This is a genomic window from Streptomyces sp. NBC_01283 (genome assembly GCF_041435335.1).
In the GTDB taxonomy this organism is placed as follows: domain Bacteria; phylum Actinomycetota; class Actinomycetes; order Streptomycetales; family Streptomycetaceae; genus Streptomyces.
In genome coordinates, this window is the sequence record NZ_CP108430.1 from 3,806,406 (window position 1) to 3,829,534 (window position 23,129).

The window sequence follows — 23,129 nt, forward strand, 5'->3', positions numbered from 1 at the left end:
CACTGTTAAGCGCAGGCTCTGGGACATGGAACTTAACAGCGTTAAGGACAACATCGAGAGCGCCTCATCCGGGTTCATCACGACGGACGTACTCGTCGTGGGCGCGGGCCCCACGGGCCTGACCCTGGCCTGCGACCTCGCCCGGCGCGGTGTGCGCGCCCTGCTCGTCGAGCGGGCCGACGCCCTCTTCCCCGGCTCGCGCGGCAAGGGCCTCCAGCCCCGCACCCAGGAGGTCTTCGACGACCTCGGGATCATCGAGGCGGCCGAGGCGGCGGGTGGCACCTACCCGGTCGGCATGATCTGGCGCGACGGCGAGCGGCAGGGCGAGCACCGGATGACCGACGAGACGGAGCCGACGGAGGACGCCCCGTACGACCGGCCGCTCATGCTCCCCCAGTGGCGCACACAGGAGATCCTCTACGCCCGCCTGCGCGAACTCGGCGGCGACGAGATCGAGTTCGGCGCCGCGCTGACCGGCCTCACGCAGGACGACGAAGGCGTCACCGCCCGGCTCTCGGACGGCCGGACCGTCCGCGCCGCGTACGCCGTGGCGGCCGACGGCGGCCGTTCGGCCGTGCGGGCCGCGCTCGGCATCGGCATGACGGGCGGGTGGGGCCTCCCCTGCTCGAACGAAGCCGAGAGCTCGGGGATCGTCGACCCGGACCCGATCCTGGTCGCCGACGTCCGCATCCCCACCCTGGACCGCGACAACTGGCACATGTTCGCGCCCACCGCCGAGGGCGCGGGCTTCCTGGCCGTCTGCCCGCTGGCGGGCACGCCGGACTTCCAGCTCACGGCCCAGTTCACGGACGGAACCGACCCCGACACCTCACTCGAAGGCGTACGCGAGGTCGTCGCCGCCCGTACGCACCTCACCGCCGACGAGGTGACCGAGGTGCGCTGGGCCTCCGGCTTCCGGCCGCGCGCGGCGATGGCGGACCGGTTCCGCGAGGGCCGCGTGTTCCTCGCCGGGGACGCGGCGCACGTGCACTCACCGGCGGGCGGGCAGGGCCTGAACACGAGCGTGCAGGACGCCTACAACCTGGGCTGGAAGCTGGGCGCGGTCCTGCGGGGCGGCGCCCCCGCGGAACTCCTCGACACGTACGAGGCGGAGCGCCTGCCCATCGCCGCGCAGATGCTCGGCCTGTCCACCCGTATCCACCGGGGCGAGGAGCGGCGCGGGGCGGCCACCCGCCAACTGGGCCTGGGCTACCGGGACAGCTCCCTGGCGGTGGAGACCCGGGACGGCCTCCCGGAGGAGGCACTGCGGGCGGGCGATCGCGCGCCGGACGGGCCGTGCGGCACGGGGCGGCTCTTCGACGCGTTCAGGGGCCCGCACTGGACACTCCTCGCCGTCGGAACGGACGCGGAACTCCCGCTCCTGGACGCGGAGTTGGTGCACGTACATCGCATCGACGGCTACGCGCCCTACGGCAAGGGGCTCTTCCTGGTGCGGCCCGACGGGTACGTCGGCTGGGCGGGGGAGGATGCGACGGGGCTGACGGAGTACTTGGGGATGATCCGCTGAGCCGCTGAAGCCCTGAAGCCCTGAAATACCGTCTCCCCAAGACAGTTGACCTCAATCAAACTTGAGGTTCTACGTTCTGGACATGGACACTTTCACGTACAGCCACAGCGACGAAGACCTCACCACCCAGCCCATCGGCTACTGGGCATCGGCGGCGGGCGAAGCCGTCGTCCACCACATCCGCACCACACTGGCCCAGGCCGGTCTCACCCAGCCCCAGTGGTGGATCCTGAACCAGGTCCTCGCCGAGGACGGCCGCGAGAAGGCGGCCGTGGTGGGCACCCTGCGCGGCTACCTGAACGTGGGTGACGGCCCCCTGCACCACGACATCCGCGCCCTGCGCGACCGCGGCCTGCTCACCGAGGACGCCGAAGGCCGCCTCCGCATCACCGACGAGGGCCGCACGCTCAGGGACGAGACCGGCGTGCTCCAGCGGAAGCTGCGCGCGGAGATCCACGACGGCATCACGGAGGAGGAGTACATCCGCACCCTCAAGGTGCTCCAGCGCATGATCCACAACGCGGGAGGGGCGGCCTGGCACCACTGAGGCACCTACGCAGTTGCGGCGCCTTCGCAGTACTACGTCCGGCACCCGCACTCAGCCGCTGGCGAGCGAGAGCTTCGCCGCGAACCCGAGGAACAGCACACCCGCCGCCGAAGTGGCTCCCGCCGAGAGCCGCTTGCGGCGGCGGAAGGCGGCCGACAGCTTGGTGCCGCTGAATATCAGGGCGGTGAGGTAGAGGACGCTCGCCACCTGGGCGAGGACACCCAGCACGAGGAAGGAGAGCGCGGGATAGGCGTATCCCGGGTCGACGAACTGCACGAAGAAGGCGATGAAGAAGAGGATCGCCTTCGGGTTGAGCAGGCTGATCACCAAAGCCCTGCGGAACGGCCGCTCCGCCGCGGCACCATCCTGCGGCTCCGTGCCGGCCTCGGCCGCCGGCTGCCGCCGCTCCCGCCACAGCGCCAGGGCCGCCCGCAGCATCCCGATCGCGAGCCAGGTCAGATACCCGGCACCGGCGTACTTCACGATCCCGAACAGCAGGGCGTTGGCCTGCAACAGGGAGGCCACACCGGCCGCCGACAGCGTCATCAGGACGGCGTCACCGCACCAGACGCCCGCGGCGGCGGTATAGCCGGTGCGTACGCCGCGGCGTGCGGCGACGGAGAGCACGTACAGCGAGTTCGGCCCCGGCAGCAGAATGATCAGGGCGAGGCCCGCGAGATAGGTCGGAAGATCGGTGACACCCAGCATGGGCGGAGTCTCGCACGCGCGTACGGCATGTGGGATCAGATGTCCGCACAGCGGACACCTGGCCACGTCAGGGAACGTCGGAGCGCCTCAGAACACATCCGTCGGCTCGTACGCCCCCCACACCTCCCGCAGCGCGTCGCACACCTCGCCCACCGTTGCCCGCGCCCGCAGCGCGTCCTTCATCGGGTGGAGGACGTTGGCCTCCCCCTTCGCCGCCTCCTGGAGCGCCGCGAGCGCCGCGTCCACCGCCGCTTGGTCCCGCTCCGCCCGCAGCTTCGCGAGGCGGGCCGCCTGCTGGGCCTCGATGGCGGGGTCGACGCGGAGGGGTTCGTAGGGCTCCTCCGCGTCCAGCTGGTAGCGGTTGACGCCGACCACGACGCGTTCGCCGGAGTCGGTCTCCTGGGCGATGCGGTAGGCGCTGCGCTCGATCTCGCCCTTCTGGAAGCCGTTCTCGATGGCGGCGACCGCGCCGCCCATGTCCTCGACGCGCTCCATGAGCCCGAGGATCGCGGCCTCGATGTCGTCCGTCATCTTCTCGACGACGTACGACCCGGCGAACGGGTCGACCGTGGCGGTCACGTCCGTCTCGTACGCGAGGACCTGCTGGGTGCGCAACGCCAGGCGCGCGCTCTTGTCGGTCGGCAGCGCGATCGCCTCGTCGAAGGAGTTCGTGTGCAGCGACTGGGTGCCGCCGAGCACCGCGCCGAGGCCCTGGACCGCGACCCGGACGAGGTTCACCTCGGGCTGCTGGGCGGTCAGTTGGACCCCGGCCGTCTGTGTGTGGAAACGCAGCATCAGCGACTTGGGGTTCTTCGCGCCGAACTCCTCGCGCATCACGCGGGCCCAGATCCTGCGCGCGGCACGGAACTTGGCGACCTCCTCCAGGAGCGTCGTGCGTGCCACGAAGAAGAAGGACAGGCGGGGCGCGAAGTCGTCCACGTCCATGCCCGCGGCGACCGCCGTACGGACGTACTCGATGCCGTCGGCCAGCGTGAAGGCGATCTCCTGCGCGGGCGTCGCACCCGCCTCGGCCATGTGGTAGCCGGAGATGGAGATGGTGTTCCACCTCGGGATCTCGGCCCGGCAGTACTTGAAGATGTCGGCGATCAGCCGCAGCGACGGCTTGGGCGGGAAGATGTACGTGCCGCGCGCGATGTACTCCTTCAGTACGTCGTTCTGGATCGTGCCCGTCAGCTGTCCCGCGTCGACTCCCTGTTCCTCGCCGACCAGTTGGTACATCAGGAGCAGCAGCGCGGCGGGCGCGTTGATCGTCATCGACGTCGAGACCTTGTCCAGCGGGATGCCGCCGAACAGGATCCGCATGTCGTCGATCGAGTCGATCGCGACGCCCACCTTGCCGACCTCGCCGGAGGCGATCGGGGCGTCGGAGTCGTGGCCCATCTGGGTGGGCAGGTCGAAGGCGACCGACAGGCCCGTCGTGCCGTTCGCGATCAGCTGCTTGTAGCGGGCGTTCGACTCGACGGCCGTACCGAAGCCCGCGTACTGGCGCATCGTCCAGGGGCGGCCGGTGTACATCGACGGGTAGACGCCGCGCGTGAAGGGGTACGCGCCGGGAGTGCCCAGCTTCGTCGCGGGATCCCAGCCGTCGAGGGACTCGGGGCCGTACACGGGCTCGAAGGGCAGTCCGGATTCCGACTCACGCGCCATCGCTCTGTGCCTCCTGCCAGAGATCCTTCGTTACTTCTCCGGTATAGCGGTGCTCCTCCAGCATGGGGCAACGTTCAGGGGTGGTCACTCGCGGGGAACACTCCCGGCGAGTCTGTCGAGCGGTCGAGGGATGACAGGGGGCATTGTGCGCACAGGTGCGATAGCCGTGGGTGCCGTGGTCGCGGTCGCCCTGGTGGGCGGCTGCAAGGCCCAGGCCGATGGCTCGGACGGGAAGGCGCATCCGGTCCGGATCTCCCCGACGAAGACGGATTCGGGCGGCTCGGGTGATTCGCGCGGCCCGGATGATCCGTCCGGGAGGCCGGAGCGGACCTCGACCCCGAAGCCGGTCCCCAAGCCGGCCCCCAAGACCCTGCTCGCTCCCGGACAGCGCGGCGACCAGGTGCGTGAGATGCAGGCCCGGCTCCGGCAGATCGCCTGGTTCTTCGAGAACCCCTCGGGCACGTACGGCTCGTCCACGACCTCCGCGGTCAAGGGATTCCAGGCCAAGCGCGGGCTGCCCCGCACGGGCACGACGGACACGGTCACCTGGCAGAAGCTGGTCGGCATGACCCGCAAGCCCACGAAGTACGAGCTCTACTCCGGGGGCGGCATTCCGGCGTCGAAGCCCGACAAGCGCTGCCTGACCGGCCGGGTCATGTGCATCAGCAAGGAGAGCCGGACGCTGACCTGGATGATCGACGGCAGGACCGTCTCGACGATGGACGTGCGCTTCGGCTCGCAGTACACGCCGACCCGCGACGGCACGTTCACCGTCTACTGGAAGTCCCGGCACCACGTCTCGACGCTCTTCGACACCGCCATGCCGTACGCGATGTTCTTCAGCGGCGGCCAGGCCGTGCACTACTCGTCGGACTTCGCGGCGACCGGTTACAACGGCGCGTCGCACGGGTGTGTGAACGTGCGGGACAAGAAGAAGATCGCGAGCCTGTTCGCGCAGGTCAAGAACGGCGACAAGGTCGTCGTCTACAAGTGACGCGGGAGATCGATCCGCGGGAGATTAATCAGCGTGGGCGGGATCGGGGGAACGTATCCCGCCCACGCTGGTGGCACTGAGCCAAAGGTACGGGGGGAACCCCTGGCTCGTGCGCGGGCCGATGACCAGTCGGCTCACTTCTTACTGCGTCACTGCTTCAAAAAACGTCACACCCGCAGCGAGCGGGGCTTTTCAGCAGGTCAGGAGCCGGGCAGCACGGGCTGGGCGCTGTACGAGGCGGAGACGGTGGGCGTGGGCGCCGGGTGCGGGTTCTGCGGGGTCGAGGGCGCCACGATCGGCGGGACGGGGCTGCTGCCGCCGTGGCCCCAGTGGTCGTTGCCGCCGGATGATCCGTCGCCGTCGCCGTTGTCGCCGTCGCCGCCCTTGTCGCCGCCGTCGTCACCTCCGCCGTTGCCGCCACCGCCGTTGTGCTCACGGTCGCTGCCCGATCCGTCCAGGACGCGACCGCAGAACTCGGTCACCCGCCTGGGTCCCTTGGCGGCCTCCTCCAGGCGGCGCCTCTTCTCGCCCTGGAGTTCTCCGCTGCGGTAGTCGCGGCAGGCGGAGACCACCTTGCGGTACCAGTCCTTCGCCTCGTCCTCGCGCTGCGGATCGCCGGAGCCGGGCTGGGTGGTGCCCGCGGTGCCCTTGGACGCGCCGTCGGAGTCCCCGGTCCGGCGCGGCGGCGGCGCGCTGGTGCCGGGCTCGTGCGCGGGGTCCTCCGGGGTGGTGGTCACATCGTCGGGCTCGACGTCCGGGGTGTTGCTCGCGCCGTCCGACGGGGACACGAGCGGCTCGGGCGACGCGACGGACGACGCGGAGGCCGCGGGGCCCGGCTGTTCCCGGTCGCCGAACGGCGAGGGCAGCACGCCCGTACCGGCCGCGACGGCGACCCCGCCGATCATGCAGCCGGCGAGCACGGCGGCGAGTCCGTAGCGCAGGGGGCGGGCCCAGCGCGCGGGGCGCGGAGACTCGGCCGAGCGCCCGATACGTACGGTTACGCCCGCTCCCACGCGCGTAGAAGCCGCTCGGGCCTTGGGGCCGCGGGCCTCCCGGAACGCCGCGAGCGCGGCTGCCTCACCAGGGAGTTCGGAAGAAATGTCGGCGGGTACGACAGAGCCGGCGCGGTCGTCCGCAGCCAGCGAGGCCAGGGCCTTGGCCAGCTGTGCGGCCCGTTCCCGTGCGTGATCGTCGGTGCCGTCGACGGGCTCACCGCTCAGCAAACGCTCCGCCGCTTCGCGGTCCAGCCACCTGTAGTCCTCGTCGGCCATCACATGTCCTTCTGCGCCCGCGAACGCGAATGCGTCACACCGGCGGATGTCACCGCGCGCCCGCGCCGCTCCCTCTGGGGCGGTACGGCGTCCAGTGCGCTTTCGTTCAGCGGGCCGTCCGCGCCGAGCAGTTCCGCGAGCCGTTTCAGGCCGCGGTGCGCGGCGGTGCGGACCGCGCCGGGGCGCTTGCCGAGGGTCTGGGCCGCGCTCTTGGCGTCGAGGCCGACGACGACCCGGAGCACGACCGCTTCCGCCTGGTCCTGCGGGAGCTGGGCTATCAGGGCGAGGGCGTCGCCGGTGGCGAGGGACTCCATCGCCTCGTCGGCGGTGTCCGCGTCGCCGGGTTTTCCGGTGAGCTCGGTCTCGTCGCCGCCTATCGCGGGGCGGCGGCCTCGCATACGTATGTGGTCCAGGGCGCGGTTGCGCGCTATGCGCGCGGCCCAGCCGCGGAACCGGTCGGCGTCGCCGCTGAACCGGTCCAGGTCACGGGCTATCTGCAGCCAGGCCTCGGACGCGACGTCCTCCGCGTCCGGGTCTCCGACCAGTGTGCGCACGTAGCCCAGCAGCCGCGGGTGCACGGCGCGGTACACAGTCCGGAACGCGGTCTCGTCCCCGTCCTGCGCCGCAAGCACCGCGGCGGTCAGTTCCGCGTCGTCCCCCAGCACAACTTCTCCCTATGCGCCTACACCGGTTGCGGTCCTGACCCCGCAGCCTGGCGCGAAGCAGCACGCTACGGGCTGAAGTGGGCCCGCGTCCATGTTTGGTACAACGTGCAACTAGCGCGTGACAGAACGCGGTGTGACAGAAAACGCACCCACGGCGCTGAAGGGAGTACGGGCCGCGTGCGGTCCGTCCGCGTGACGGCCGGGGTCTCTCCTGTGGGGGGTGGCGACCCCGGCCGCTCACCTTGGCGGGGCCTGCACATCTCCACCCTGCGGCTCCGAATCGCCCCGTCAGGGGCGCGGGGAACTGCGCGACCAGCCACGACGCGCGTGCGGACAAAGCACGACGCATGAGTCCCCGTCAGGGGCGCGGGGAACTGCGCGCTCGGCCACAACGCACGCGCGGACGAGACAAGACGGACAGGCGCCCTGTCAGAGGCGCGGGGAACTGCGCGACCAGCCACACGACGCACGTGCAGCGGGAAGACGACGCAAGCCCCTCCCCCCGCCTCCCTCAGACGCGCCAATCGTCGTGTGGGCGAGTAGGCGGGGAAGGGTCAACCCTGGTGCGGGCGAGGCGGAACGCCGCGACCGCATGGCGCTGCGCCTCCGCGTCGACCCGCTCGGCACGGATCGCCTCCGCGAGGATCGTGGCGAGGGGCTTCGCGGCCGGCCCCGGCCGCCACCCCCTCACCGCAAGCCCCCCAACTGCTGGGCCAGTCGCCGAAGTCCCCGGTACGCGGCGGTCCGCACCGCCCCGGGCCGCTTCCCCAGCACCCGCGCCGCCGTCGACGCGTCCAGGCCGACGACGACCCGCAGCAGCACCGCCTCCGCCTGATCCCGCGGCAGCCCGGCGATCAGCGCGAGGGCCTCCTCCGTGGAGATCGACTCCAGCGCCTGCTCCGACGTGCTGTGCGGCCCGGGCAGATCGAGCATGTCCTGTTCGAGGGCGGACGGGCGAGGCCTGACCTTCTGGCGCCGCAGATGGTCGAGGGCCCGGTGGCGCGCGATGGTCGCCGTCCAGCCGCGAAATCCCGCGCCGTCGCCGCGGAACCGCCCCAGATCGCGGGCTATCTCCAGCCAGGCCTCGGCCGCGATGTCCTCCGCGACCTCGCCGTCGTGGCCGACCAGACCCCGCAGATAGCCGACGAGCCCCGGCTGCACCAGGCGGTACGCGACCGCGAAGGCCGTCTCGTCACCCTCCTGCGCCCGCGCGACCGCAACGCCGAGCTCCTCGTCCCGCGCCCGTGCGCGACGGGGTTCCCCTCCTCGACCCACGCTTTCCCATCCGTACCGACGCGACACAGCTCACCGTGTCCGTGCCCCCACGCTGAGCTGCGCCAGGGCCCGCGGAAATGTCACAGGCACGGATCGCAGGCGCGGATCACAGGTACGGATCAGAGGTACGGATCAGAGGTACGGATCAGAGGTAACGGACGGGAGTCAGACCTCGAACAGCGAGCCCCCGCCGACGTCCATGCCGAGCGCTTCCAGGTCGAGGACCAGGGACGGGTCAGGAGCCTGCACGGTGACCGGCTTGTCGTAGTCGGACATCCGCATCTCCATCTGCTCGTCGCCCCGCGTCTGCGCCATGCCGACCATGTACGGCTTGTCGCCCGTCGCCACATAGGCCGTCATGTCGTGCCCGTCGTCCGTCGCGGTGAGCGGGGTGACCCGCTCCCCGTGCCACCGCCTCTCCGGCAGGGCGCGGGCGCCTTCCATGTCGGTGTCGGAGCCGTTGCCCAGCTGACCGAACACCTTGTCGAGATCACACATCTTCATCGGGGACGCGGCATCCGAACTCCCGCTGCCCTTCGGCATCTTCATGTACTTGCCGCGCGCGAGCGCCGTCCGCTCCCTCGCCCTGGCCGCGATCTGCGGGCCCCGCGCCACGGCTGCATCGCGGATCGCGTCGAGCGACGCGTCCGAGAAGCGGACGTAGACCGAGCCGCCGCCGACCATGACCAACTCGCCCTGCTGCATGGGCCCCGAGTCGAAGGTGCCCGTGCAGTTGCTGCTCCGGTCCATGTGCACCGAGACCTCCTGGTGCCCCTTGGGCGAGTTCATCTCGACCCCGATGCGCACGGATTCGGCGTTCTTGAGCAGTTCTATGGCCTCCCGCCCGAGCCGCTCGCCGCGTACCTCGTCGGCCGGGGCCGGCGCTTCCGTCGGCGTCCGCTCGACCAGCCCCTCGAACACCTTCCCCTTGCCCTCCGCGCCGCAGGACACGAGCGCCCCCAGCACGAGACAGCAGGCGACTCCCCGCACCCACCGGCGTCTCTCCCCCACCACTGGACCCATCGCCCCCACAGTCCCCACCCACGCTCTTCGTTCACAGCTGTCAGTTGACCCAGCGCAATCTTCTGTCCATGCGTCACACCCCGCGAGTGCGGCATACGTCACGTCACATTTCACCCACCCCCTTACAACCGTTTGAGTCGTCGGACAGTCGTAAGCACTCGCTTTGGTCAACCGGTACAACCGTCGATCTCGCTAAGGGGTGGGGCATTTGAGCCCGCGCAAACCGCGCGAAGCAGCGCCAAGCACGCACGCGTACAGACCACTGAGTCTCAAGCGCAGGGCGTGGCTGACGATCGGGGCCGTCGTACTGGGGGGCGCGGGGGCCGTCACGTACGCGATGGCCGATTCCTCGGACGGGAATCAGCCCGGCGACGTCTCGCGCGACAAGCGCCCGGTGAGCGTGCACGACATCGCGCTCAAGGCCGACGGTGCCAAGGAGAGGGAGCTGCCGCGCACGTCGACCGAGCAGTTCTCGCTGCTCGGTGTGTCGTGGACCGGCGTGACGAAGGAGCTGGAAGGCACGGCCCAGGTCCGCACCCGCTCCATCGAGAGCGACAAGTGGACCGGCTGGCAGAACCTGGACCTGGAGCTGCATCTGCCCGAGAAGGCCGAGGCGGGCATGCGGGCCGCTTCCGAGCCGCTGTGGGTCGGCCCCTCGGACGGCGTGGAGGTCCGCGTGCTCGCGGCGGACGGCAGCACGAGCGCCGCCCTGCCGAAGGGCCTCGAGGTCAACCTCGTGGACCCGGGTGTGACGTCCAAGGAGGCGAACAACCCGGCGCTCGACGGCTCGGCGATGGCCCCGGCGGCATTCGCGGCCGATGCGGCTGATGCGGCTGATGCGACCGAGACACCCGAGACGCCCACTCCGTCGGAGGCCCCCGCCTCTCCGGAGCCGACGTCGCCCGAGCCCACCGCATCGGACCCCGCACCCGACCCCACCACCTCGGACCCCGGCACCGAGCCGCCCGCGTCCCCCGACCCCACGGGCTCGCCGTCCCCCGACCCCGAGCCCTCGGTCCCGACGGCTCCGCCGTCGACCGTCACCAAGCCGCCCGTGATCAGCAGGGCCGCCTGGGGCGCCGACGAGTCCCTCGTCAAGGATCCGCCGGAGTACATAGAGAAGGTCAAGGCGGTCTTCGTCCACCACACGGTCGGCACGAACGACTACAGCTGCGCCCAGTCGGCCTCTCTGGTCCGCGGCATCATGACGTACCACGTGGAGACCGAGGGCTGGAACGACCTCGGCTACAACTTCCTCGTGGACAAGTGCGGCCAGGTCTTCGAGGGCCGCGGCGGCGGCACCGATCTGCCGGTGCGCGGCGCGCACACGTACGGCTTCAACGGCGAGTCCGCGGGCATCGCGGTCCTCGGTGACTTCGAGGGCGACCCCGCCACGGACAAGCCCGCGCGCAAGCCGACCCGCGCCGCGCTGGAGTCGGTCTCCCGCGTCGCGGCCTGGAAGCTCGGCCAGTACGAGGGTGACCCGGCCGGCAAGGTCACGCTGACCGCCGCCGACGACACCGGCGTGTGGAAGAAGGGCGACACACCCTCGCTCAACACGATCTCGGGCCACCGCGACGGCTTCGCGACCGCCTGCCCCGGCAAGAACCTGTACGCCAAGCTCGGCGAGATCCGCCGCTACGCGACCAGCGCCGGCCGCAACTCGGCCATCCCGACCGCGGACTTCAACCGCGACGGCATCACGGACCTGGTGGCGGGCACACCCAAGGCCTCGGGCGGCGTGGGCAGCCTGACGATCGTCCCCGGCGGCCTCGACGGCCCGGTGGCCGGTTCCAAGAAGACGCTCACCCAGTCGAGCCCCGGCGTCCCCGGCGCCTCCGAAGCGGGCGACAACTGGGCCGCGGCCACGGCGTGGGGCGACATCAACGGCGACGGATACGCGGACCTGGCGATCGGCGCCCCCGGCGAGGACGACGCCACGAACAAGGACCGCGGCGCGGTCACGATCCTCTACGGGCCCGCCTTCGACTCCGGCACGGACATGCAGCTGGCGGACGACTTCCACTACCCGGGCGCCAAGTTCGGCTCCGCGGTGGCGGTCGGCGACTTCAACGCCGACGGCAAGGCGGACGTCTTCTCGGCGTCCACCGGCACCGGCGGCACGTGGGCGGCACGCTTCAAGGCGGGCACCGAGGTGGGCGGCACCCTGACGTCGGGCGACACGGCCATCGCGTACGCCGACGCCGCGTCCGGCGACTTCAACCGTGACGGCTACGCGGACGTGGCCCTGAACTACCGCGACCAGGCCGGAATCGGCAAGGTCCAGTGGTTCAAGGGCACCAAGTCGGGCCTGAGCCGGGTGGGTTCCCTCTCGGTCAAGGGCGGCCGCTCGGTGGCCGTCGGCGACGTGAACGGCAACGGCTACGACGACCTGGTCATCGGCCAGCCGTACACAGCGGAGTCGGGCGCCTTCGCGGGCGGCCAGGTGACGGTCGTGCCCGGTACGTCGACCGGCTTCACGACCACGGGCCTCAAGACGGTCCACCAGGACACGTCCGGGGTCCCGGGCGCCGCCGAATCGGGCGACGCGATGGGCTGGTCGGTCTCGGCGGGCGACTTCAACCAGGACGGTTACGCGGACGTCCTGGCGGGCGCCCCGAACGAGGACATCACGCGCTCCGGCGCGGCCAAGAAGGACGCGGGCACGTCGCTCCTCCTGAAGGGCACGTCGTCGGGCCCGACCGGCACGGGCGCGCAGGCCTTCTCCCAGGACACGGAAGGCATCACGGGCTCCACGGAGTCCGCGGACCGCCTGGGTTCGTCGGTGCTCCTGGCGGACAGTTCGGGCTACGGCCGCGCGGACCTCGCCATCGGCGTGGACGGCGAGGACGAGGGCAACGGCACGATCCTGCAGCTGGACAGCGGCGCGTCGGGCGTCTCGACGACGAGCGGCGTGTACTACGGCCGTACGCAGTTGGGCACTCCGGCGGCGGCGCACTTGGGCGAGACGCTGACGCCGTAACACTCGGCACCAGGCGCTAGGCAGAGGGAAGGGCGGGACGGCCACGGCCGTCCCGCCCTTCCCTCTGCCACATCAGCCCCTCTGCCTCCACGGGCAGGAGCTGGGAGCTGGGAGCTGCAGGAAAGTCCCGGCCCCGCGCGCGATCCGCCCAGTTCGGCGCGGAGGCCAGCGGGAAATTCTCGCAACAGCCAGACCCCAGAGACGATGCGCCGCCCCTCCTACACCCGCCCCCGCTCCCGCCGCGAAACGACCGCCCGCAGCACCCGGCGTCCCTCGGTGGACACATCCAGTGCCTGTCGCAGCCCGCCCGCGCCCGTGCTCCGGTCCGCGAGGAGCTCCAGGATCCGTATCTGCCGCCGCAGTTCGGCCGCGACCAGCGGTGAGATGTCCTCCGTGCGTCCCGCGCGCCGTGCCCGCAGGGACGCCGAACGGGGGCCGCCGTCCGGCGCGGTGTCCAGCAGCCGGTGGATCTGCAGTGCGGCGACCGAGCAGGCGTCGGCCCACTCCCGCAGTTCGGCGGTGGAACGCGCGGAGGGCGCGGCGCCGAGCATGCGGTACACGAGGACGACGGCCTCGTTCGCGGGCGACCTCCCGGGGGACTTCCCGGTGAACGTCCCGGAGGACTCCTCCAGGACGTCCGAGCCGCCCAGCTCCACCCGCGCCTCGGCGAGGGCCGTGTCCCAGGCCCCGTCCTCCGCGAGACTCCGCCAGAGCGGCCGCAGTACCTCGTCGCCGCCGCCCAGGAGCGGCACGCACCGGTCCAGGCAGGCGAGTCCACTCGCCGCCAGACCCCTCTCGTCTGCCTCAGCGATCAACTCGACCAGACTCGGGCCGCTCATGATGTACGCCTCCCGTTGCGGACTCTGCATGACCTCTACTGCGCCCGGACCCGCAGGAACGTCACATCAAGCCACGCCCGGCATCACATCAAGCCATCGAAAGGCGTGGCCGTCGCAGGCCCGACGGCCCTCCCGCTCGCCGCCGCGCCTCGTCGCGACACCTCGCCGCGACACCTCACTGCGGCACCACGCCGAGCCGGTCCAGGAAGCGGAAGAAGAGTTCCTCCGCCGACGGTTCGGCGGCGGCGTTCAGCACGTCGAGCAGCGGCGCGGGCGCCACCGTCCTGCCCGACTCCGCCGCCCATGTCACCGCCCGGTCCGCCGCGTCGCGCGGTTCGAGGAAGTAGTCCTCCAGGCTGAGGCCGTCGTCGCCCAGATACCCGGCCATCGCCTCGCGGGCCAGGCACGTCGTCCATACGCCGCTCTCCGGCGCCGCCGCCTCGACGACCACGCAGTCGCTGTCCATGACGTAGCCGAAGAGCGCGGGCGAACCCGTCTCCAGGGCCAGGGTGTTCATGTTGCCGACGTCACGCGCGCCGTCACCGCCCGGCACCTCCCACACCTGCCAGCCGTCGTCCCGCTGGACGAGGAGGCTGAGCTCGTCCCGCACCCCTGCCACCGCCGCGAGCTCCACGAGTGGCCGCTCACTCCTGCCCACGACGTAGTAACCCCAGTAGCCCATGCTCGCGTCCCCCCGTGTGTTCGACTCTGCTCAACTGCGCTCGACGGCTTCGATCGGCTTTGGGCGAATACACCACAGACGTAAGCAAGTTCGCCACCAAAAAGCCGAAAACGGATCTCAAGCGCTTTCTCCGTCGAGGCCGGGCATCGGCGCACCCGCCCTGGCCTTCGCGTCCTGCATCCGCGTGAGACGGCGTACGAGGAGGATCGCGAGGACGGCGGCCGCGATGTCGAGCGCGTCGGAGAACATCAGCTTGGAGACGGCCGCGTCGACCTCGTCGATCTCCTCGGCGTCCCAGTACGCGGTGGTCGCCCAGCGGCCGACGAAGAGGGTCGCGAGCCACAGCGTCCACCAGGCGTTGATCAGCGGGCGCGACGGACGGCCGGCCGGGCCGGACAGGGGCATCGTCCGGTCGAGGGCCACCGACCGGGGGCCGCTCGCGTCCCAGATGTCGATCGCGATCCGCCGCGGGAACCACAGGTTCACGACCGGCACGAACCAACTGCCCACGGTCCAGCCGCGCGTCTTGGTGTGGAGATATGGCTCGAACACCTCGGCGTTGACGCGGACCCGGTGGAACCAGCAGAGAAAGACGACGCACGTCGCCACCAGGGCGGCCGTCTGCAGCCAGCCGGAGACGCCGTACAGCGTGTCCGCCCGCTCGGCCTCGCGCACGAGATCCGAGCCGTACCACCCCGCTGTGTCGCGCGAGATGCGCAGATCCTCCATCGCGCCCTGGATGACCGTGCCCGCCCACAGCGAGTACAGGTCGGCGGCGATGACGACGTCCAGCAGAGCGACGACGGCCCGGCCGAGTCCCGCCGGCGAGCGGAGGTGGGCGGGGCGTCCGCCGGGCCGGCTCGCCTGGGCGGCCACCGTGACGCACATGTCACAGAGGCCTTCCGACGTCGTCGCCGTATGGGACCGACATTCCGTGCACAGCATGACCGAGCAACCCCCCACGGGTTCGTCCAGGAGCATCCAGGAGTGTCAAGGACGTCCAGGAGCGTCCGGGACAGGACGACAGAGGCCGCCCACGTCCCTCCCCAGGGCGTCGGCGGCCTCCGGAACCTACCCTGTCCGGTCGGCCAGCTTCACGAATTCTCCCCAGGACAGGCCCGGTTCGCGTGCGTCCCACAGCTTCTGGACCGTCGCCCGCAGCGGCATCCGGATGCCCCGCGCCACCTGTTCCTGCGTCTGTGAGTTCGCCAGGTCGCACCAGACCGCGAAGGAACCGCCGAGGATCTGGTCGTCGTACTTCGCGTCCACGGGCTTCGTCCCGCGGATCACCAGCGGGGTCCACTGCTCGTAGATCCGCTGCCCGGTCGGATAGCGGAAGGTGTTGGGCTGGCCGAGCACGTAGTAGAGGTACTCGTCGTTGTAGTTGATGACCTTGCGGCCCGCCTTCAGGTACTCGGCGGGCTCCCTCGCCCCGATCTCCTTGCCCGTCCAGTACGCGACGTCGAGATCCTCGTCGGCCTTCTCCACGCCGCCGCGGAAGAACCCGTCGTTCCAGGCCCTGAGCCCGCGCTCGAAGGGGCGCATGGTCTCGGCCCGGTCATTCAGCCAGCCGGTCGCGAGGTCCTGGACGCGGGCGCCGGACCCGTACTTCTCGCGGGCCGCCGACGCCAGTTGCGGATAGCTGGCCTCCGGGTCGGCGACCGTGAGGGCACGGTACTCGTCGGCGCCGAGATGCCAGTAGCGCCCGGGGAAGAGGTCCGCGTACTCCTCCAGGAGGTCGTCGACGATCTCCGCGGCCTGCGGCTTGGAGATGTCGACCGCGCCGCGCGCCGCGACGCCGCGGGTGTCGCGGAGCTGGAGGGAGGGGTGCGCGGCGATGACCGTGCCGAGGTGGCCCGGCGAGTCGATCTCGGGCACGACCGTGATGTGGCGGCTTGCCGCGAGCTTCAGGATGCGGCGGACCTGGGCCTTGGTGAGGTGGTCGCGCGAGACGATCTCGGGGTGCGAGTCCGACTCGATGCGGAAGGCCTGGTCGTCGGAGAAGTGCAGGCCGAGCTCGTTGTACTTGAGGTCGCCGAGCTCGCGTACGCGGTCCTCGATCCACTTCGCGTCGAAGTGCTTGCGCGCGATGTCGAGCATGAACCCGCGCCGCGGCTTGGCGGGCTCGTCCCGTACGACGCCTTCGGGCGCGGTCCGGTCGCCGCGCACCTCCTGCTTCAGGGTGCGGGTCCCGTAGAAGACACCCGCTTCCTCGGGAGCGGTGATCTTCACCCGCTGCCCCTTCACGGAGAGGGTGTACGACTCGTCCCTGCCGCCGGAGGCGTCGGCGCCCTCCGGGTCGAGCGCGAGCTCCACGTCGCCCTTGCGGGGGTCGGCGTCACCGGCGTACGAGAGCTTCAGTTCGCCGGCGAGCAGCTTGCCCTCGTCCGCGAGGTCGTCGTCACCGGTGACGACACGCCCGCCGTCCGCCGGCTTCCATCCGGGTCCGCGCGCCGCGCTGTGCTCGCGGACCGCGGGGATGGTGGCCGGGGCCTTGGAGAGGGGGTACGACTTCGTGGGCGAGGGGGCCGGGGAGACCGCGGACTTGTTGTCGGAGGGGGGTTGCGCGGGCCCGCCGTCATTCCCGCCGCCGGGCCAGACGGCCACGGCGAGGGCGACGGCACCGGCGACGAGGGCCGCGGAGGCGATGGCGAAACGCCGCTGGATCATCGGTTGCCGCCCGGACTCGGGAAGCCCGCCGGGCGGCCGGACGGGCCGGTGGGGCCGGTGGGAGACGTCCGCCGCGGGGCGGCGGCGCAGGAATCCCCCCACCGGGCAGCGGGGACGAGACGAGCGGCGCAGGCAGCAGTCATGCCGCGAGGGTAAAACGTGCCTCACAGCGGTACCGTCCACCACGCGAAGCGAAACTCTCCCATCCGGGTGAAATTCACGCATCCGTCAGACAGTCCCCACCAAGCCTCGCTAGCGTTACGACAAATCCCCCCACGCCTCCCCTTTCGATGCCCCCTGCCCAGGAGTCCCCGCTGCCCCCGCACCGTTCACCGAGCCCTCCGGCGCAGCCGAGCCGCGCCCCGGAGCAACTGAACAGCGCAGAGCCCGGCGCCGCCGAAGCCGCGCTGCTCGCCTGCTGCGGCAGCCATCTCTGGGCCCGCCGGCTCGTCGCCCACCGGCCGTATCCCGATCTGGACGCCCTGCTCGCCGCGTCCGACGAAGCGGCGTACGACCTGCCGCCCGCGGACCTCGCCGAGGCCCTGGCCTGCGAACCTCTACGTCCGGTGCTCCCCCGGCAGGGCACCTACACCGCCGCGCACACGGCCCTGCAGGCCGCGCACGCCGCGTACGAGAGCCGGTTCGGTCACGTCTTCGTGATCTGCCTTGACGACGTTCCGCCGACCCAGGCGCTCGATCATCTGCTCGCCGGAATCCGGGCGCGCCTCGGCAACGACCAGGAGGAGGAGCGGGTCATCGCGGCCGAGGAAATGCGGAAGCTGGCCCGCGGGCGACTCACCCGGCTCGTGCACGACCTGAATAGCCCGTACGTGCCTGTTTGATTGCCTGTTTGATCACACCTGGCTACCCCGCGCGAGCGAACCGACAACTCGTCGATACGATGACGAGCGGCCGGTGGACCGTACCCGGCCGGGCCCGTCCGACCACCCAAGCCGGCTGGCCCCAATCCCCGCTCCCGGAGGGTTCTGCCGTGCCGGCTGGAACGCTGTACCGCGGCCGGGAAGGAATGTGGTCCTGGGTGGCTCACCGAGTCACCGGCGTCCTCATCTTCTTCTTCCTGTTCGTGCATGTGCTGGACACCGCTCTCGTCCGCGTCTCCCCGGAGGCGTACGACGATGTCGTCAGCACCTACAAGACGCCCCTCGTCGCACTCCTTGAGTACGGCCTGGTCGCCGCCATCCTCTTCCACGCGCTGAACGGCCTGCGTGTCATCGCCGTCGACTTCTGGTCGAAGGGCCCGCGCTTCCAGAAGCAGATGCTCTGGACCGTCGTCGGCATCTGGGTCGTCCTGATGGTGGGGGCGCTCTACCCGGTCCTCGGCCACGCCGTCCGCGAAGTCTTCGGGAGCTGACGCCTGATGTCCGACACCACGCTCGACAAGTCCGGAGTGTCCGGAGTGGGTCCCGTCGAAGGCGCCTCGCTCTACGACGTCGACAACCCGGCTCCCCTCATCGAGGCGCCGCGCAAGCGCACCTCCAAGACCCCGCGCTCGACCCGCGGCAACTTCGAGATGGCCGCATGGCTCTTCATGCGCCTGTCCGGCGTCGTCCTGGTCGTCCTGGTCCTCGGCCACCTGCTGATCCAGCTGGTGCTCGACGGCGGCGTGAGCAAGATCGGCTTCGCGTTCGTCGCGGGCCGCTGGGCCTCGCCGTTCTGGCAGGTCTGGGATCTGCTGATGCTGTGGCTCGCGATGCTGCACGGGGCCAACGGCCTGCGCACGGTCATCAACGACTACGCGGAGCGCGCCAACACGCGCCTGTGGCTCAAGGGCCTGCTGTACACCGCCACGGTGTTCACCATCCTTCTGGGCACGCTGGTGATCTTCACCTTCGACCCGAACATCCGCTAAAGCCGAGGCGAACCCAGTGAAGATTCACAAGTACGACACTGTCATCGTCGGCGCCGGTGGCGCGGGCATGCGCGCGGCCATCGAGTCGACGAAGCGCAGCCGCACCGCGGTCCTGACGAAGCTCTACCCGACCCGCTCCCACACCGGTGCGGCGCAGGGCGGCATGGCCGCCGCGCTCGCCAACGTGGAAGAGGACAACTGGGAGTGGCACACCTTCGACACGATCAAGGGCGGCGACTACCTGGTCGACCAGGACGCCGCCGAGATCCTCGCGAAGGAAGCCATCGACGCGGTCCTCGACCTGGAGAAGATGGGTCTGCCCTTCGGCCGTACGCCCAAGGGTGAGATCGACCAGCGCCGTTTCGGCGGTCACTCCCGCAACCACGGCGAGGCTCCTGTCCGCCGCGCCTGCTACTCGGGCGACCGCACCGGCCACATGATCCTCCAGACGCTCTACCAGAACTGCATCAAGGAGGGCGTGGAGTTCTTCAACGAGTTCTACGTCCTGGACCAGCTCCTCGTAGAGGTCGACGGCGTCAAGAAGAGCGCGGGCGTGGTCGCCTACGAGCTCGCGACCGGCGAGATCCACCTCTTCCAGGCGAAGTCCGTGGTGTACGCGTCGGGCGGCACCGGCAAGTTCTTCAAGGTGACGTCGAACGCGCACACGCTGACGGGCGACGGCCAGGCGGCCTGCTACCGGCGCGGTCTGCCGCTGGAGGACATGGAGTTCTTCCAGTTCCACCCGACCGGCATCTGGCGCATGGGCATCCTTCTTACGGAAGGCGCCCGTGGTGAGGGCGGCATCCTCCGTAACAAGGACGGCGAGCGCTTCATGGAGAAGTACGCGCCGGTCATGAAGGACCTCGCGTCGCGTGACGTCGTCTCGCGCTCCATCTACACGGAGATCCGTGAGGGCCGCGGCTGCGGTCCCGAGGGCGACCACGTCTACCTCGACCTCACGCACCTCCCGCCGGAGCAGCTCGACGCCAAGCTCCCGGACATCACGGAGTTCGCGCGCACGTACCTCGGAATCGAGCCCTACACGGACCCGATCCCGATCCAGCCGACCGCGCACTACGCCATGGGCGGCATCCCGACGAATGTCGAGGGTGAGGTCCTCGCGGACAACACCACGGTCGTTCCGGGCCTGTACGCGGCGGGCGAGGTGGCCTGCGTCTCGGTCCACGGCGCCAACCGTCTGGGCACCAACTCGCTCCTGGACATCAACGTCTTCGGCAAGCGCGCGGGCATCGCCGCCGCCGAGTACGCGGCGAAGAACGACTTCGTCGAGCTCCCGGAGAACGCCGAGGAGCTGGTCGTCTCCCAGGTCGAGCGGCTGCGCGACGCCACGGGCAACGAGCGGGTCGCCGAGCTCCGCAAGGAGCTGCAGGAGACCATGGACGCCAACGTCATGGTGTTCCGCACGGAGCAGACGATCAAGACGGCGGTGGAGAAGATCGCGGAGCTCCGCGAGCGCTACCTCAACGTCTCGATCCAGGACAAGGGCCGGCGCTTCAACACCGACCTCCTGGAGGCCATCGAGCTGGGCAACCTGCTCGACCTGGCCGAGGTCATGGCGCAGTCGGCCCTGGCCCGCAAGGAGTCGCGCGGCGGTCACTACCGTGAGGACTTCCCGAACCGCGACGACGTCAACTTCATGCGCCACACCATGGCGTACCGCGAGGTAGGCGACGACGGCACCGAGTCGATCCGACTCGACTACAAGCCGGTCGTGCAGACCCGCTACCAGCCGATGGAGCGTAAGTACTGATGGCAACCCCGACCCTCGACAAGGAAGACGCCAAGCCCGAGGCCGGCTTCGCCGACTCCCCGTACATCACGGTCACCTTCCGCATCCGCCGCTTCAACCCCGAGGTCTCGGCGGACGCGACGTGGGAAGACTTCGAGATCGAGATCGACCCGAAGGAGCGTGTCCTCGACGCCCTTCACAAGATCAAGTGGGACATGGACGGGTCGCTGACCTTCCGTCGCTCCTGCGCCCACGGCATCTGCGGCTCGGATGCCATGCGCATCAACGGCCGCAACCGCCTGGCCTGCAAGACCCTGATCAAGGACATCAACCCGTCCAAGCCGATCACGGTCGAGGCGATCAAGGGTCTGACGGTCCTGAAGGACCTGGTCGTCGACATGGACCCGTTCTTCCAGGCGTACCGCGACGTCATGCCGTTCCTGGTCACGACCGGCAACGAGCCGACGCGCGAGCGCCTGCAGTCGCCGGAGGACCGCGAGCGGTTCGACGACACGACGAAGTGCATCCTGTGCGCGGCGTGCACGTCGTCGTGCCCGGTGTTCTGGAACGACGGCCAGTACTTCGGCCCGGCGGCGATCGTCAACGCGCACCGCTTCATCTTCGACTCGCGTGACGAGGCGGGCGAGCAGCGCCTGGAGATCCTGAACGACAAGGACGGCGTGTGGCGCTGCCGCACGACGTTCAACTGCACGGACGCGTGCCCGCGCGGCATCGAGGTCACAAAGGCGATCCAGGAAGTGAAGCGGGCACTGATCACGCGCCGCTTCTGATTTCTTCCTCGTCCGTACGCTGACATGGGCCCCGCTCCTTCGAGGAGCGGGGCCCATGTGCGTCCCCAGGACCCCCACAGATAGCGTGTGTTCGCTTGTGTTACGCCCTCACCACCCCACGGGAGAGTCCAGAGTGAACCGCCGCCCCATCCGGCTCCTGACCGCCGCGCTCACCGCGTCCGCGGCCCTGCTGTTGACCGCGTGCGGCTCGGGAGGCGACGACGGCGGCTCCTCGGACAAGATCGAGGGGGCGGGCGGCGGGGGCGACAAGGCTTCGGCGAGCGCTTCCGCGAAGCCGGACGGGGTGAAGCGCCCGGAGATCGAGCTCCCGGGCGAGTTCCAGGCGAACTTCGCGAACTGGACGAACAGCGACCCGAAGGTCCAGGAGATCCTGGACGACGGCAAGGAGGAGCTGCGGGCGAAGTACGCGGCGATCATCGAGTCGAACCCGGAGTCGGAGGCGGTGGCGTTCTACGACTCGGGCTCCTCCCTCACCACGGCCCGCAAGTGGATCAAGAGCTTCGCCGACACCGACGACAGCCTGATCGGCGAGATCAAGGCCTACAACCCCAAGGTCAACGTCAGCGGCAAGGGCGCAGCCGTGTTCTTCTACTGCGTCGACGAGCGCGAGTCGTCCACGAAGAACCGCAAGACCAAGAAGGTCACCGCCACCCCCGACACTCCTGACTCCGTGCTGCAGTACCGGGCCAGGCTCACCAAGTCCAAGCAGGGTGTGTGGCAGACGGCCTCGCTCGAGACCGTCCCGGGCGGGTGCAAGTAGTGCGGACCACCTCCAAGGCGGGCGTCTTTCTGCTCGCCACAGCCCTCACTCTCGGCTTCTCGTCCACGGCGGCGTACGCCATCGGGGACAAGAACAACCAGAGTCCGCCGGGTCCTTCGGGCGGCGCGAACGGCAACACGCTGAACGCCGGGGTCGGCACCACGAACATCAAGGTCAACCAGGTCAGCGGCGGCAAGGGCGGTTCCTCCGCCAAGGGACTCGCCCCGGTGGACCCGAACTGGAAGCCCCCTGCCTGCTGGTACGAGCCCGTGGCGACCTCCGAAGAGGTGAAGGCCGCGACGGACCGGCTCAAGAAGGCGCCCAACGAAAACCTGGTCAAGGTGACACCCACGCTCAGCTGGGGCCAGGAGTTGATGGTGAACACCTTCGAGAAGGACAAGTCGCCGAGCGACGGCATCAAGAGCTACAAGAACTTCAACCTCGGCAAGGACGGCAAGTTCTGGCGCGGTGTCGTCAACCCGGCCATGAAGGACGATCCGGGGGGGTACGACTGCGAAGAGATCCTCTTCTGGCAGGATGCCGGCACCCTCCCGAAGATCGACAACGCCCCGACGCCCGAGGTCCTCGCCTCGTACGCGTACGACAAGGTCAAGGTCCCCGACACCAAGGTCGAGCTGAAGCCCGAGGCCAGGTCGACGGTGAACATGCCCACTTGGGTATGGCTGGACAAGGGCAAGTTCGAGCCGGTCAAGGTCCGCGCCGAACTGCCCGGCACCAACCTGTGGGCGGAGACCACCGCCAAGCCGGTCGCCCTCCACCTGGACCCCGGCACGAAGGACGCGCAGACCTTTCCCGCATCCGGCGACTGCAAGATCAACGACGACGGCGGCATCGGCACCCCGTACACGAAGGGTTCCTCCAAGCAGGACCCGCCGTGCGGCATCGCCTACCACCGCTCCACCGGCGGCAAGCCGTTCCAGATGAAGGCATCCATCACCTGGGAGATCACCTGGGAGGGCTCCGGCAACACGGGCGGCGACCTACCTAACGGCACCTTCGACGGGACGCAGGACGTCATCGTCCAAGAGATCCAGTCCATCAACCGATAGACGAAGGCACGAAC

21 protein-coding genes are annotated in these 23,129 nt (G+C 70.1%); 11 read left to right on the top strand and 10 right to left on the bottom strand.

From position 1 onward, the window contains the following. The first annotated feature begins 25 nt into the window (after positions 1 to 25). Both OG302_RS17195 and OG302_RS17200 read left to right on the top strand, forming a co-directional pair. A complete protein-coding gene (locus tag OG302_RS17195; RefSeq protein WP_371527609.1) occupies positions 26 to 1,528 on the top strand; it encodes an FAD-dependent oxidoreductase in 1,503 nt (500 codons plus the stop codon). A gap of 82 nt (positions 1,529 to 1,610) precedes the next feature. Further along, positions 1,611 to 2,075 carry a MarR family winged helix-turn-helix transcriptional regulator gene (locus OG302_RS17200; RefSeq protein ID WP_371527610.1) on the top strand — a complete coding sequence of 155 codons (465 nt, stop codon included), beginning with the start codon at positions 1,611 to 1,613 and terminating at the stop codon, positions 2,073 to 2,075. A gap of 51 nt (positions 2,076 to 2,126) precedes the next feature. Here OG302_RS17200 and leuE read toward each other — a convergent pair whose 3' ends face one another. Beyond that, the gene (gene leuE / locus OG302_RS17205) at positions 2,127 to 2,783 is read right to left on the bottom strand and encodes a leucine efflux protein LeuE (protein ID WP_371527611.1); all 657 of its coding nucleotides are present in this window, start codon (positions 2,781 to 2,783) and stop codon (positions 2,127 to 2,129) included. An 87-nt stretch (positions 2,784 to 2,870) separates the two neighbouring features. After that, positions 2,871 to 4,451 (bottom strand): methylmalonyl-CoA mutase, encoded by a 1,581-nt coding sequence (locus OG302_RS17210; RefSeq protein ID WP_371527612.1) that lies wholly within the window; start codon positions 4,449 to 4,451, stop codon positions 2,871 to 2,873. A 130-nt stretch (positions 4,452 to 4,581) separates the two neighbouring features. On the opposite strand from OG302_RS17210, the gene OG302_RS17215 reads away from it, so the two are divergent. Beyond that, the gene (locus OG302_RS17215; RefSeq protein ID WP_371527613.1) at positions 4,582 to 5,445 is read left to right on the top strand and encodes a L,D-transpeptidase family protein; all 864 of its coding nucleotides are present in this window, start codon (positions 4,582 to 4,584) and stop codon (positions 5,443 to 5,445) included. A gap of 200 nt (positions 5,446 to 5,645) precedes the next feature. Here the strand turns inward: OG302_RS17215 and OG302_RS17220 are convergent, their stop codons facing one another. From OG302_RS17220 to OG302_RS17235, 4 genes are all read right to left on the bottom strand, one after another. Further along, positions 5,646 to 6,716 carry a hypothetical protein gene (locus OG302_RS17220; RefSeq protein WP_371527614.1) on the bottom strand — a complete coding sequence of 357 codons (1,071 nt, stop codon included), beginning with the start codon at positions 6,714 to 6,716 and terminating at the stop codon, positions 5,646 to 5,648. Next, positions 6,716 to 7,381 carry an RNA polymerase sigma factor gene (locus tag OG302_RS17225; protein ID WP_371527615.1) on the bottom strand — a complete coding sequence of 222 codons (666 nt, stop codon included), beginning with the start codon at positions 7,379 to 7,381 and terminating at the stop codon, positions 6,716 to 6,718. Before OG302_RS17225 ends, OG302_RS17220 begins: the two co-directional genes overlap by 1 nt. A gap of 687 nt (positions 7,382 to 8,068) precedes the next feature. Further along, positions 8,069 to 8,656: an RNA polymerase sigma factor gene (locus tag OG302_RS17230; protein WP_371527616.1), complete on the bottom strand. Its 588-nt coding sequence runs from the start codon at positions 8,654 to 8,656 to the stop codon at positions 8,069 to 8,071. A 165-nt stretch (positions 8,657 to 8,821) separates the two neighbouring features. Further along, positions 8,822 to 9,667 carry a hypothetical protein gene (locus OG302_RS17235; protein WP_371527617.1) on the bottom strand — a complete coding sequence of 282 codons (846 nt, stop codon included), beginning with the start codon at positions 9,665 to 9,667 and terminating at the stop codon, positions 8,822 to 8,824. A gap of 211 nt (positions 9,668 to 9,878) precedes the next feature. Here OG302_RS17235 and OG302_RS17240 point away from each other — a divergent pair, with 211 nt between their 5' ends. Continuing rightward, complete coding sequence (locus tag OG302_RS17240; protein WP_371527618.1) at positions 9,879 to 12,662, top strand: FG-GAP-like repeat-containing protein; 2,784 nt, start codon at positions 9,879 to 9,881, stop codon at positions 12,660 to 12,662. A 218-nt stretch (positions 12,663 to 12,880) separates the two neighbouring features. On the opposite strand, the gene OG302_RS17245 is transcribed toward OG302_RS17240, so the two are convergent. The 4 genes from OG302_RS17245 to OG302_RS17260 form a co-directional block, all read right to left on the bottom strand. Next, complete coding sequence (locus OG302_RS17245; RefSeq protein WP_371527619.1) at positions 12,881 to 13,501, bottom strand: hypothetical protein; 621 nt, start codon at positions 13,499 to 13,501, stop codon at positions 12,881 to 12,883. 175 nt (positions 13,502 to 13,676) lie between these two features. Beyond that, positions 13,677 to 14,183 carry a hypothetical protein gene (locus tag OG302_RS17250; RefSeq protein ID WP_371527620.1) on the bottom strand — a complete coding sequence of 169 codons (507 nt, stop codon included), beginning with the start codon at positions 14,181 to 14,183 and terminating at the stop codon, positions 13,677 to 13,679. Between the two features lie 117 nt (positions 14,184 to 14,300). After that, positions 14,301 to 15,071, bottom strand: coding sequence for a DUF4328 domain-containing protein (locus tag OG302_RS17255; protein WP_371527621.1), 771 nt, complete (start codon positions 15,069 to 15,071; stop codon positions 14,301 to 14,303). 183 nt (positions 15,072 to 15,254) lie between these two features. After that, positions 15,255 to 16,853 (bottom strand): glycoside hydrolase family 20 protein, encoded by a 1,599-nt coding sequence (locus tag OG302_RS17260; protein ID WP_371527622.1) that lies wholly within the window; start codon positions 16,851 to 16,853, stop codon positions 15,255 to 15,257. Positions 16,854 to 17,143: 290 nt separating this feature from the next. On the opposite strand from OG302_RS17260, the gene OG302_RS17265 reads away from it, so the two are divergent. The 7 genes from OG302_RS17265 to OG302_RS17295 all read left to right on the top strand — a co-directional run bounded on the left by OG302_RS17265 (position 17,144) and on the right by OG302_RS17295 (position 23,115). After that, positions 17,144 to 17,695 (top strand): 2-oxo-4-hydroxy-4-carboxy-5-ureidoimidazoline decarboxylase, encoded by a 552-nt coding sequence (locus OG302_RS17265; RefSeq protein WP_371527623.1) that lies wholly within the window; start codon positions 17,144 to 17,146, stop codon positions 17,693 to 17,695. A 149-nt stretch (positions 17,696 to 17,844) separates the two neighbouring features. Further along, complete coding sequence (sdhC, locus tag OG302_RS17270; protein WP_283779093.1) at positions 17,845 to 18,225, top strand: succinate dehydrogenase, cytochrome b556 subunit; 381 nt, start codon at positions 17,845 to 17,847, stop codon at positions 18,223 to 18,225. A gap of 6 nt (positions 18,226 to 18,231) precedes the next feature. Beyond that, positions 18,232 to 18,723, top strand: a complete 492-nt coding sequence (locus tag OG302_RS17275) for a succinate dehydrogenase hydrophobic membrane anchor subunit (RefSeq protein WP_371527624.1) — start codon at positions 18,232 to 18,234, stop codon at positions 18,721 to 18,723. A gap of 16 nt (positions 18,724 to 18,739) precedes the next feature. Next, entirely contained in the window at positions 18,740 to 20,494 is a 1,755-nt protein-coding gene (gene sdhA, locus OG302_RS17280; protein ID WP_371527625.1) for a succinate dehydrogenase flavoprotein subunit, read from the top strand. Further along, the gene (locus OG302_RS17285; protein WP_361837562.1) at positions 20,494 to 21,264 is read left to right on the top strand and encodes a succinate dehydrogenase iron-sulfur subunit; all 771 of its coding nucleotides are present in this window, start codon (positions 20,494 to 20,496) and stop codon (positions 21,262 to 21,264) included. The genes sdhA and OG302_RS17285 overlap by 1 nt, the downstream gene beginning before the upstream one ends. Positions 21,265 to 21,397: 133 nt before the next feature. Continuing rightward, a complete protein-coding gene (locus tag OG302_RS17290; protein ID WP_371527626.1) occupies positions 21,398 to 22,045 on the top strand; it encodes a hypothetical protein in 648 nt (215 codons plus the stop codon). Then, on the top strand, positions 22,045 to 23,115 hold the full coding sequence (locus OG302_RS17295; RefSeq protein WP_371527627.1) for a hypothetical protein: 1,071 nt from the start codon (positions 22,045 to 22,047) through the stop codon (positions 23,113 to 23,115). Before OG302_RS17290 ends, OG302_RS17295 begins: the two co-directional genes overlap by 1 nt. Positions 23,116 to 23,129 lie beyond the last annotated feature (14 nt).